General features: G+C 51.2%; 13 protein-coding genes. 11 read left to right on the top strand and 2 right to left on the bottom strand.

Annotated features, from left to right (window positions below):
• The 8 genes from PBA01S_RS15625 to PBA01S_RS15590 all read left to right on the top strand — a co-directional run.
• A partial coding sequence (locus PBA01S_RS15625; RefSeq protein WP_164744172.1) for a hypothetical protein occupies positions 1-270 on the top strand: 270 nt, incomplete at its 5' end.
• A gap of 638 nt (positions 271-908) precedes the next feature.
• Positions 909-1,403: a phosphatidylglycerophosphatase A family protein gene (locus PBA01S_RS15620; RefSeq protein ID WP_028540011.1), complete on the top strand. Its 495-nt coding sequence runs from the start codon at positions 909-911 to the stop codon at positions 1,401-1,403.
• A 256-nt stretch (positions 1,404-1,659) separates the two neighbouring features.
• Positions 1,660-1,848, top strand: coding sequence for a hypothetical protein (locus tag PBA01S_RS15615; protein ID WP_009226742.1), 189 nt, complete (start codon positions 1,660-1,662; stop codon positions 1,846-1,848).
• Between the two features lie 123 nt (positions 1,849-1,971).
• Positions 1,972-2,865 (top strand): acetyl-CoA carboxylase, carboxyltransferase subunit beta, encoded by an 894-nt coding sequence (gene accD / locus PBA01S_RS15610; protein ID WP_028540010.1) that lies wholly within the window; start codon positions 1,972-1,974, stop codon positions 2,863-2,865.
• Positions 2,866-3,966: an acetyl-CoA carboxylase carboxyltransferase subunit alpha gene (locus PBA01S_RS15605; RefSeq protein WP_127576306.1), complete on the top strand. Its 1,101-nt coding sequence runs from the start codon at positions 2,866-2,868 to the stop codon at positions 3,964-3,966.
• A 247-nt stretch (positions 3,967-4,213) separates the two neighbouring features.
• Complete coding sequence (gene pyk, locus PBA01S_RS15600) at positions 4,214-5,635, top strand: pyruvate kinase (RefSeq protein WP_127576305.1); 1,422 nt, start codon at positions 4,214-4,216, stop codon at positions 5,633-5,635.
• Between the two features lie 135 nt (positions 5,636-5,770).
• A complete protein-coding gene (locus PBA01S_RS15595) occupies positions 5,771-6,190 on the top strand; it encodes an acyl-CoA thioesterase (RefSeq protein WP_009226746.1) in 420 nt (139 codons plus the stop codon).
• A 66-nt stretch (positions 6,191-6,256) separates the two neighbouring features.
• Complete coding sequence (locus PBA01S_RS15590; RefSeq protein ID WP_127576304.1) at positions 6,257-6,649, top strand: FxsA family protein; 393 nt, start codon at positions 6,257-6,259, stop codon at positions 6,647-6,649.
• A gap of 90 nt (positions 6,650-6,739) precedes the next feature.
• Here the strand turns inward: PBA01S_RS15590 and ytvI are convergent, their stop codons facing one another.
• A complete protein-coding gene (gene ytvI, locus PBA01S_RS15585) occupies positions 6,740-7,858 on the bottom strand; it encodes a sporulation integral membrane protein YtvI (RefSeq protein ID WP_127576303.1) in 1,119 nt (372 codons plus the stop codon).
• A 353-nt stretch (positions 7,859-8,211) separates the two neighbouring features.
• On the opposite strand from ytvI, the gene citZ reads away from it, so the two are divergent.
• From citZ to PBA01S_RS15570, 3 genes are all read left to right on the top strand, one after another.
• Complete coding sequence (gene citZ / locus PBA01S_RS15580; RefSeq protein WP_127576302.1) at positions 8,212-9,324, top strand: citrate synthase; 1,113 nt, start codon at positions 8,212-8,214, stop codon at positions 9,322-9,324.
• A gap of 88 nt (positions 9,325-9,412) precedes the next feature.
• On the top strand, positions 9,413-10,708 hold the full coding sequence (icd, locus tag PBA01S_RS15575; protein ID WP_085279265.1) for an NADP-dependent isocitrate dehydrogenase: 1,296 nt from the start codon (positions 9,413-9,415) through the stop codon (positions 10,706-10,708).
• A gap of 179 nt (positions 10,709-10,887) precedes the next feature.
• The gene (locus tag PBA01S_RS15570) at positions 10,888-11,313 is read left to right on the top strand and encodes a hypothetical protein (protein WP_016312837.1); all 426 of its coding nucleotides are present in this window, start codon (positions 10,888-10,890) and stop codon (positions 11,311-11,313) included.
• A gap of 80 nt (positions 11,314-11,393) precedes the next feature.
• Here PBA01S_RS15570 and PBA01S_RS15565 read toward each other — a convergent pair whose 3' ends face one another.
• Positions 11,394-11,747 (bottom strand): helix-turn-helix domain-containing protein, encoded by a 354-nt coding sequence (locus tag PBA01S_RS15565; RefSeq protein WP_009226752.1) that lies wholly within the window; start codon positions 11,745-11,747, stop codon positions 11,394-11,396.
• Between the last annotated feature and the right edge of the window lie 6 nt (positions 11,748-11,753).

Raw genomic sequence — 11,753 nt, 5'->3', positions numbered from 1 at the left:
GCGCCCGCGCCGGGCGCGCGGCGCGGGCAGGAGAAGACGCCGGCGCAGCGCGTCTTCATCAAGATCACAGCCGCGGCGGAGAACGCGCGGCTGCTGGAGCGGCTCAAGCTGCTGCTGGAGCAGCATCCCGGCCCGATCGCAACGGTGCTGTTCTACGAAAGCACCGGCAAGCTCTTGGCCTTGACGGAGCGCTACAGCATCAAGCCTTCGCCCGCTTTGATCCGTGAAATGGAGCAGATGCTAGGCCCCGACACGGTCAAAATCAAATAACGGCGATCTGCCGACCAAGGATCGCCATGATCCGGTGGCCATAACCCGGTTCTGCATAGATGCAGGGCCGGGTATTTATTTTGCACCCGATCTAATGGACTCCAGTGCCGTTATTCCAACGTTTACAAGAAGGTTGGCAAAGTAACGGACCTGAGCGACCTTATTTCATCGCATAGTGCCTGAAATCACCAGTTGGGTGCCAAATAACGGCCGTAGTGTCCGTTACATTGGGAAATCTGCGGGAAATGGGCAAATAGCGTCGCTGAGGTCCGTTAGCGCGGGCAAGCTTCGGATAGGTCGGGACACGGTTTAACGAACATTTTTGGAGGGTGGTGCATACACTTAGGAACACACGAATGACCAAGAATCGATCATGAAATGAATTCCGGCATCGTCAACTAGCGGGGGGAACTACGGTCAACGGTAGCCATCATCAGCACCAGCCAACGTCAACAACACCAACTCTACACAGGCACTAGCCAACGTCTGTACCAGTTCAGCAGCAGCACTAGCCGAGTTTCGTTCCTGGAGGTTACGAAGACGACACTAAATGGACAGCACCTCGCAGTGTGACGACAACCCTATCGCGACAATTACGGGCAACGGCGGTTGCGCCGGGATCAAGGGAGGAAGAAACGATGACATATGAATTGGCGAAAGCGCAACTGCTGCGCCGTGGAGTGAAGCTGGAGGATATCGCTCAAATTGTGCATTCGCTGCAAACGGCGTATCATGCGGATCTGACGCTGGACCAATGCTTGGAAAGCGTCAAAGCTGTGTTGCAGAAGAGAGAGGTTCAATATACCCTATTTACGGGAATCGCACTTGATGAACTGGCTGAACAGAAGCAGCTCCCTGAACCGCTGCAAGCGATCCTGGAGGCCGACGAACCGCTGTATGGGGTGGATGAAACGATGGCGCTGGGCATCACGAGTGTGTTTGGAATGATTGGCCTGACAAGCTTCGGCTATTTGGACAAGGTCAAACCGGAGATCATAGGGAAGCTGAACAATCGCGGCGAACGCATTCATGTCTTTCTTGACGATTTAGTCGCCGGTCTGGCCGCAGCGGCTTCCGCGCGAATCGCCCATAAACATGAACAGGCCACGACCTATCCGTCGGGCTCCTCTTGAAAAATCGAGCCCAAGAGCCCATTGTCTTTGGACGGGATCCCGTCTCATCCAATGCCCTTGCCCCATTACTTCTGAAAATATCTTTCAGAGTAATGCCTACTGTCCCGTGGAACCTAGCGCCGGGCTCTGCGGCGGATCTGTTGCCGAGACCCGCTTTCTGCGCGGGTTTCCTTTTGTTGCGGGATTTTTGAAAATTATGTTATCATTACTCTATTATACGGGCTCAAAGATTAGGTTAGGGGGCTTTGAAAAGGGCATGTGGACTGTTATGTATATTGCGCCTACCGCGAAAGTTGCGGATATGATCAAGACGAAACTCACCGAAGAAGGCTTCCTTGTCCAAACACGTCCTGTTAATTTATCCAAACAGCAATACGAGATTTTAGTTCCTTCCGGGGAACTGGAAGAAGTGCAAGAAGTGTTGAATTCGATTTTGCATCCTTAGCAAAGGGATTCGAGATTCCTAGTGCAGATAAGGCCTAGAAGTGCGGGTTCATATAGGGTCGTCTGGGTTTTTATAGACTTTGTGGAACTGCTACGATAAATAAACGGCTGAAGAGGTGTAGTTGTGTTCAAAGATTTGTTTCAGAAGAAGAGGAAGTACGCGACCATTCCCTCAGGACGAACCGGCAATGAAGAGGGCACGCCGCAGGCAGATCGCCCCAAACGCGAAATTCCGGAAGGCCTGATGAATAAATGCGGCCGTTGCGGTGCGATTCAGTACAGCAAAGAACTGGAGAAGAATTTGATGGTGTGCCCTTCCTGCGGACACCATATGCGGCTGAACGCTCTGGATCGGATTCGCTATACCTTTGATGAAGGCAGCTTTACGGAGTACGATGCTGACCTGATCTCGGTCGATCCGCTGAAGTTCCCGGGGTATGCCAGCAAGCTGGAGCAGCAGGCTTTGAAATCGGGACTACGCGAAGCGGTCGTGACCGGAGAGGGGACCATCCATGGCTATCCTGCTGTGGCAGCCGTGATGAGCTTTGACTTCTTCACCGGGAGTATGGGATCGGTTGTAGGGGAGAAAATTACGCGTGCCATCGAGAAGGCCATCGAAAAACGTCTGCCGATGATCATTTTCTCCACATCGGGCGGAGCGCGGATGCAAGAGAGTATCCTCAGTTTGATGCAGATGGCCAAGACGAGCGCCGCTTTGGCCCGACTAAGCGAACATGGTGGTTTATATATATCAGTCATTACAGACCCGACGACGGGTGGTGTATCGGCTAGTTTTGCCATGCTTGGCGACATTATTGTGGCCGAGCCCGGGGCCGTGTTTGGTTTTGCCGGAAGAATCGTTATTGAGCAGACGATCCGTCAGAAGCTTCCGGACGACTTCCAGACGGCGGAATTTAACCTGCAGCATGGTCAGATCGATCTTGTCGTGCACCGCAAGGATATGAAATCGACGCTGGCGAAATTGCTAGAATTGCACGGCGTGAAGGGAGGAGTATAAATGGCAGGCGAATTGCCTTTTGAGACGCCTCTTGTGAAGCTGCGTGAGAAGATTTCCGAATTGGAGCAGTTTGGCAAAGAGAAGGGAATCGATTTTACCGATGAAATCGCGCGCTTGGAAGAGCGTTACCGGCAGCTGGAGGAAGAGATCTACAGCAACATTTCTCCCTCCCAAAAGATGCATCTGGCCCGCCATCATCAGCGCCCGACATCGCTGGATATGATCGGCTTGATCTTTGAAGATTTTATTGAACTTCACGGGGACCGGTTGTTTGGGGATGATTTGGCTGTTGTTGGCGGTCTCGCGAAGCTGGGCGGCGTGCCGGTCACGGTGATCGGGCAGCAGCGGGGGAAGGATACGAAGGATAATATCGCCCGCTTCTTCGGCAGCGCGCATCCGGAGGGCTTCCGCAAGGCGCTGCGGTTGATGCAGCAGGCGGACAAGTTCCGGCGGCCGATCATTACGTTTATCGATACGAAGGGGGCCTATCCGGGAATTACGGCGGAGGAGCGCGGGCAATCGGAAGCGATCGCTCGGAATTTGCGCGAGATGTCGATGCTGCGGGTACCGATCATCTGCGTTGTTCTCGGAGAAGGCGGAAGCGGCGGCGCGCTCGCCCTTGGCGTAGGCAACCGCGTGCTGATGCTGGAGAATGCCATTTACTCCGTTATTTCGCCAAACGGAGCGGCCTCGATCCTTTGGAAGGATGCCTCCAAGGCGGATCAGGCGGCGGAAGCGATGAAGATCACCGCCCAAGATCTACTCGCGATGGGCGTCATTGAAGAGATTGTTCCCGAACCGCGCGGCGGCGCGCACCGGGATTACGATTCGACAGCCGCCTCGATCAAAGAGGCGTTGCTTCGTCATTTGGAAGAACTGTCCAACTTGAATCCCGATGAGCTGGTGGAGGACCGTTATCGGAAATTCCGCAAAATCGGCGAGTTTCAGGTAGCAGGCAAGGCAGGAGCGCCGAAGGCGCAAGGAACTGTGGTGCCGGAAACGGTGGCTGAGGTCGCCGGCATCCCTGAGGATGAGAAGTCTTCAGAAGCGCCAAGCGAACCGGAGGCGGCTTCGAAAGTTCAAACTGCCAAGCCAAGTTAAAGTTTCACAGCGATAACCTTACGGGGGAACCTACGGGACCTGCGGTAAGGTTATTTTCGCTGTTTTCGGGAAATACTGGAAATTTAGATACCGAGAATCCCTGCGCTTAGCCAAGTCGTTAGGCGCGTAATCATGGATAGTTCGTTACAATATGATAAACTTCCTATACAAATCGACAAAACTGTAGTAAATTTAGTTGTTGGAAAAGATTATATAGAGAGAACTATTTTAAACGGAGGAAACCCAAATGCGCAAAACAAAAATCGTATGTACTATCGGTCCTTCTAGTGAATCGTTAGAAAACATCAAGAAGCTGATCATGGCCGGAATGAACGTCGCTCGCTTGAACTTCTCCCACGGTGATTACGAAGAGCGTGGGAACCGGATCAAGAATATTCGTCAAGCGAGTGCGGAGCTGGGGAAATCGATCGCCATACTGTTGGACACCAAAGGTCCTGAAATCCGTACCGGTAAATTGAAAGAAGAGCCTATCGAGCTGGTACAGGATGAATTCATTACCTTGACGACCGAAGAAATTCTCGGCGATAAGAACCGGATTTCCATCACATACAAAGATCTTCCTGGAGATGTGGAAGTCGGTTCGACGATTCTGATCGACGACGGTTTGATTGGTTTGACAGTCGTTGACATTCAAGGAACGGAAATCAAATGCCGCATCGTCAATGGCGGAACGATCAAGAGCAAAAAAGGCGTGAACGTACCCGGCGTAAACATTTCCCTGCCAGGCATCACTGAGAAAGACGCTAACGACATTAAGTTCGGGATCGAGCAAGGCATCGATTTTATTGCCGCTTCCTTCGTTCGTAAAGCGAGCGACGTGCTTGAAATTCGTCAACTGCTGGAGCAACACAACGCAACTCATATTCAAATCATCTCTAAAATCGAAAACCAACAAGGTGTGGACAACCTTGATGAAATCCTGGAAGTATCTGACGGCCTGATGGTTGCTCGCGGTGACCTCGGCGTGGAAATTCCTGCGGAAGATGTACCGCTCGTGCAAAAACGCATGATCGAGAAATGTAACCGTGTTGGCAAACCGGTCATCACAGCTACGCAAATGCTTGACTCCATGCAACGCAACCCAAGACCTACGCGCGCAGAAGCCAGCGACGTGGCTAACGCGATTTTTGACGGTACGGACGCAATTATGCTCTCCGGTGAAACGGCTGCCGGGAAATATCCGGTGGAATCGGTGCTGACGATGTCCCGCATCGCAGAGAAAGCAGAATCCGCTTTGGAATATCGTGAAATCTTCTTGAAGCAAAGCAATGCCCAACAAACGACCGTAACCGAAGCGATCAGCCAAGCAGTTGCCAACTCGGCGCTGGAGCTGAACGCGAAAGCGATCATTACTTCGACGGAAACCGGTTATACGGCACGGATGGTCTCCAAATATCGTCCGAAAGCACCAATTATCGCTGTGACGACGGAAGATCAAACCTTGCGCCGCCTGGCCCTGAACTGGGGCGTAACGCCGGTGAAAGGCGATATCGCCAGCACGACGGACGAAATGTTCGACAAAGCGATGAAGGGCGGCTTGGATTCCGGACTGGTGAAGGAAGGCGACCTCGTAGTCATTACTGCCGGGGTACCGCTCGGACGTTCCGGTTCCACGAATCTGGTGAAAATCGGGCAAATCCGCAAGTAGCTTAAGGTTTATATACATCGACTTCAAGTCACAAAGAAAGCAATGGGGCCCGCTGAGGGACCATTGCTTTTTTTGCCGCCGAACGGGAACTGTACCTGCGGCAGCATCAGGCAAATCAGAAAGGAGCGGAGAATCGTGTACGTATGCGAACTGTCTATTGAGCCGAAATATTCGGAGTTTGACATGATGGGGATCATTTACCATGCCCGTTATATCGAGTGGTTCGAGCAGGGGAGGCTGCATCTGAGCCGGAATCTCGGCTTCGATTATTTCGATATGGAGCAGGCGGGGTATATCTCGCCCGTTCACGAAATGAAAGTAGAATATAAACGCGGGATCCGGTACGGGGATACCGTCCTGCTTAAGACCCGGGTCATTGAGAACAACGGGGTTAAAACGGCCTACGGATATGAGGTGTATAACGGGGAAGGCACGTTGTGCGTCGAGGGTTCTTCTTCGCATTATGTCGTTCGCCGCGAGGATTTCAAACCGGTGCAGTTCAAGAAGGTGTTCCCGGAATGGTACGCGGCGTTGGAGGAAGCCCGAAAACCGTAAAATTTTGATTATGTGACGCGGAGGCGGTAAAATACAAGTACAGGAATGTGATAAAGGAGTCCTAATATGCGTAAATGGATAGCCGCTCTCATCGTGTTGATTCCGATTGTTGAGTTTTGGGGGTATATGTACGTCGGCGAGAAGCTGGGCGTTGGGAAGACGATATTTTTGACGCTGGCGACTTCGGTCATCGGCGGGTTGATGATGCAATTTGAAGGACGTAAGGTGCTCGCGGATGCCCGAGCTCAGATGAGCGGCGGCCAACTTCCGGGACGAATGGTCCTAGATGGCTTATGCGTATTTGCCGGCGGGATTCTGCTGCTGATCCCTGGCTTCATTACCGATATCATTGGGTTTACGATGGTGTTTCCGCTGACGCGTATTCTCTATCGGAGCCCGCTGATGAAATGGGTCAGCAAGAAGATCAAGGACGGAACGATTACGTATTTCCGCCGTTAACTCTGGTGGCAGGCAGCCCCTAAACAAGTCAAGAAAGGCATCTCGTCTCGGAGGGACGGGATGCCTTTTTTTTCAAGCGTGAAGCTAATTCTATCTCAATCGACCATGCAAAATATAGTTCCGCAAATCCCGGACAACACCTGCACGGACGGCAGCACCCAGGATGACCAGCGTCACCGGACCGATGATCAGTCCCAATACGCCAAACAGCTTGAGCCCAACAAACATGGCGATCAGCGTGGGCAGGGGATCAAGTCCTACGCTGCTGGCCAGGACCTTTGGTTCAATGAGCTGACGGGCCAGCAGGATGACGCCGTACAAGACGGCCAGTCCAATCCCCAGCGTGTCGTGACCGGTGGCAAAGGCGTAGATGAGCCAAGGAATCATCACTGTACCGACACCGAGATAGGGCAACAGGTCGACAAGGCCGATCAGCAGGGCGTAGGTGAAGGCGGAATCGACGCCGAGGATGAGCAAGCCGATGAGAACGATAAACGCGGTGATCGAGATCATGATAAATTGCGCGCGCAGATAACCCGATAACGCCCGCTGGAGGTCGCGCCAGATGGCGCCTACGGTTTTGCGGAACGGCGCAGGGACCGAGGCGGCCAGAAATCGCATATCCCGCTCCCAATGATTGCTGATAAAAAAAGTAGCCAGCAGGATCACTCCAAGAATCACCCCTAAATTCGGGAGAGAAGAGAGCAGGTTGACGATCGTTTCCAGCACGTGATTAATGAGATGGGAGACAAACGATCCGAACTTTTCGGCGGTATTGTCGATGTTTTTGTGGATCGTATTTTCATAGCCAGGGTTATCCGCAATAAACCGGTTGATTTCAGTAATGATCGACTGAATGCCTTCGCTTTGCGTCCATGAGATCAGCAGATTTCTCCACTCCGCGATTCGATGATCAAAGGATTCGGCGAAATGGATGAGCTCCTTGACCAGCCGTGTTAAGGCCGCGGACACAATGATTCCTGCACTGCCTACATAAATGAACAATGAGAGGGTCACAGCCAGCCATTTTGGCACTTGCAAGTGTCTTTGGAGCCACAGGACCAACGGATTCATCGCGTAGGCGATCAGCCAGGCGATCAAAAATGGATAAACGAGCGGGAGCAGCCAGTAGACCGCCAGGACAGAGACGATGAGGACAACGCATATCCAGCTGCCGCGCAGCACGCGCTTGACAATCACGTGATCCAAGTGGCATCTCCCCTTTTTCCCAAAAAACCTGTCCTAGTTCAACTCTATGATTTGTCCACCCCGGATATTCCGCTATGCACATTTTTTGGAAGATGTGATATAATTCATTGCACAACTGCAATCGTTTACAAAATTTCTTTATTGTTGTGATAAAATCATTTAATGTACCCGGTGGTGTCGAAGCGGTTCCCATGTTTTCGGAAATCCAGTATGATGAAGAAGTAAGCGGTGGAGCTCTATTAATGCATTTATAAGCCCGTTATTGGTTAACTTCGAAAATTTAAAACTTTCAATTTTGAGAGTGTTTCATGGGCTTGTTTGCTCACAAAATGTTAACAAAGGAGAGATGAATCATGACAGCTACGAAAGGCCTGGAAGGCATTGTTGCGGCAACCTCTTCGATCAGCTCCATACATGATGGCGTTCTCGCTTATCGTGGTATCAATATCGACGAATTGGCGGAACGTGCGAGTTTTGAAGAAACAGCTTATTTGTTGTGGTACGGTAAATTGCCTAATCGAGCCGAATTGGACCGCCTGCGGCAGCAATTCAGCGATTATGCCGAAGTTCCTGAAGCGGTGCTAGAACAGATGAAGCTGTATCCGCAGACTGCTAACACGATGGCAGTGCTTCGTACTGCCGTATCGGCTCTTGCTTTGTATGATGAGAACGCCAATGACAACTCCCGCGAAAGCAACCAATTAAAGGCGATTAAGCTGCAAACTCAAATTCCAACTCTGATTGCCGCGTTTGCCCGGATCCGGGAAGGCAAGGAGCCTGTGGCTCCGCTCAAGAACGTATCGATCGCGCACAACTTCCTGTATATGCTGACGGGCGAAGAACCGGATCCGATTGCCGTTCGCGCCTTAGATCAAGCGTTGGTGCTGCATGCCGACCACGAGTTGAATGCTTCGACGTTCTCTGCACGGGTCACGATCGCAACGCTGTCTGATATTTACTCCGGAGTAACCTCCGCGATTGGCACCTTGAAGGGACCGTTGCACGGCGGTGCCAATGAAGCGGTAATGATTATGCTGGCCGAGATCGGGACGCTCGATCAAGTAGAGCCGTATATTCTGAAGAAGCTGGCCAATAAGGAGAAAATTATGGGCTTTGGCCACCGGGTATACAAAAACGGCGATCCGCGGGCAAAACACCTGCAAAATATGTCCCGCCAGTTGAGTATTCTGAAGGGCGATAGCACATTGTACGATATTTCTGTCAAAGTGGAACAGTTGGTTACTTCGCAAAAAGGGCTGAAGCCAAACGTTGACTTCTACTCTGCTTCCGTCTATACGATGTTGGGCATTCCGCGTGACCTGTTTACGCCGATTTTTGCCATCAGCCGCTTGTCCGGTTGGACAGCTCATATTCTGGAGCAGTTGGAAGATAACCGTCTGATCCGTCCTCGTGCGGAATATACCGGTGCGACCAATCAGAAATACATTCCTATCGAACTAAGATAAACCGCAATACGGGAGCTCCAAGGAACATTGTGGTAAAATGGAGACCGTGAGATGCAGCAAACAGACTTGAAGGAGGAAAACGTAAAAAATGTTGAAACTCGAAAAGTTTGATCTTCCTACTGAAGGCGAGAAAATTACAATTCAGAATGGGAAGCTCCAAGTGCCGAACAACCCGATCATTCCGTTTATTGAGGGCGACGGGACTGGCCGTGATATTTGGAAAGCTTCGAAACGTGTACTCGACGCCGCCGTGGAGAAAGCCTACGGCGGTGAGAAGAAAATCGCTTGGTATGAAGTGTTCGCCGGCGAGAAGGCCTTCAATACATACGGGGAGTGGCTGCCAGCAGATACGCTGACGGCGATCCGTGAGTATATCGTGGCCATTAAAGGACCGTTGACAACGCCGATCGGCGGCGGTATCCGCTCGCTGAACGTAGCGCTCCGTCAGGAGCTGGACCTGTACGTCTGCCTCCGTCCGGTCCGTTACTTCCAAGGCGTGCCGTCTCCGGTGAAGCATCCTGAGCTCGTGGACATGGTGATTTTCCGGGAGAACACCGAGGATATCTATGCCGGCATCGAGTATAAAGAAGGCTCCGAGGAAGTGAAGAAAGTACTGGCCTTCCTGCAAAACGAAATGGCTGTGAAGAAGATCCGCTTCCCGGAAACGTCCGGTATCGGGATCAAGCCGGTTTCGGAAGAAGGTTCGAAGCGTCTCGTCCGTGCAGCGGTTGAATATGCAATCAAGCACGGCCGTAAGAGCGTGACTCTGGTGCATAAAGGCAACATCATGAAGTTTACGGAAGGCGCGTTTAAGAATTGGGGTTATGAAGTAGCGGAAGCTGAATTCGGCGATAAAGTGTTTACTTGGGCTGAATACGACCGGATTAAGGAGCAGTCCGGTGTGGATGCAGCGAACCAAGCGCAGAAGGCAGCAGAAGCCGAAGGCAAGATTATCGTGAAAGATGCCATTGCCGATATTGCGCTTCAACAAGTATTAACGCGGCCGACGGATTTTGACGTCATCGCTACGCTCAATCTGAACGGCGACTACTTGTCTGATGCCTTGGCTGCACAAGTTGGCGGTATCGGTATCGCGCCAGGCGCTAACATTAACTATGTCACCGGCCACGCGATCTTCGAAGCCACCCACGGTACAGCTCCGAAATATGCCGATCTCGACGTGGTAAACCCGGGCTCCGTCATTCTGTCCGGCGTCATGATGTTGGAGCATCTGGGCTGGCAAGAAGCTGCGGATTTGATCTATAAAGGCTTGGAAGTTTCGATTAACAACAAAACGGTGACCTACGACTTTGCCCGCTTGATGGACGGAGCAACGGAAGTGAAATGCTCCGAGTTTGCTGATCATGTCATCAAAAACATGTAATCGTTCATTTTAAGCTACAGCAGGACAATCTCCGTTGAAGTAAGCCCTCCCTAGCGTTTGGCAGGGAGGGCTTTTTTACCTTGTAATTCAGCAATTTCTTTGGTTACCATTCTTTGTTTCCATCCATAAAGAAAATAGATTATAATAAATGTAATTGACACGAAAGGACGGTTACGTTCATGTACCAAGTTATGTTATTCCTACATATTGTCGGCGCATTGGCGCTTGGCTTCTATCTGGTTCTGCCGTTTGTACTCGGCCGGATCGGCAAATTATCGCTGGCAGCTCAGGAGGGTACGGTATCAGCAGTGATCTCTTTGAACCGATACGCACAAATCGGGCTGATCATCCAATTGTTGACGGGCGGTTATTTGATTGGACAAGGCGATTATTCCGTCGCATGGATGATCGTGATCGTGATCTTGTATTTAGCGATCGGTGCATTTAGCGGAATTATGGGCAAGCCGCTGCGTTTAGCGCTGGATGGCATTCGCAAGAATCAAACGGTGACGGCAGAGGAAGGGAAGCTTCGTACATTAAGCGCTCTGCTCTCTGTGACGGTGTTGCTCATTTCGTTCTTTATGGTGTTCAGCACCATCATTTAATGGATCAAAAAAAGACCTGACGGTAGATCTACCGGCAGGTCTTTTTGTTGAACGCTGTTTAAACAGCGTTGGCGCTAAGTTCAGGAAGGACTTTGATTCGCCTTTTTCAACTCGTCCAAATGGGTGAACATTAATTTTAAAATATCGAGCGCCAGTTGCTTCTCTTTCGTAGAACGGTTCATGACGATCTGTTGGATCTGATCCAAGAAATGATCGTCACTAATCTCAATCGAATCGTGGAGCAAATAATCAACGGTAACACCCAATTGATTCGCCAATTTCACCAGCGTTTCCAGGGATAGACTACGTTCTCCCCGTTCGATTTGCCCTATGTATGCGTCCGAAACTTCAATGCGTTCGGCGAGTTTTTCCTGGGTCAAGTGCATTTTATGCCGTTCTTGACGCAGCCTTTTCCCCAATGCCTCGTAATCCATATTACC

This window comes from Paenibacillus barengoltzii NBRC 101215, from assembly GCF_004000745.1.
GTDB classification, from domain to species: domain Bacteria; phylum Bacillota; class Bacilli; order Paenibacillales; family Paenibacillaceae; genus Fontibacillus; species Fontibacillus barengoltzii.
This window is presented reverse-complemented; position numbering and strand designations above follow the sequence as displayed.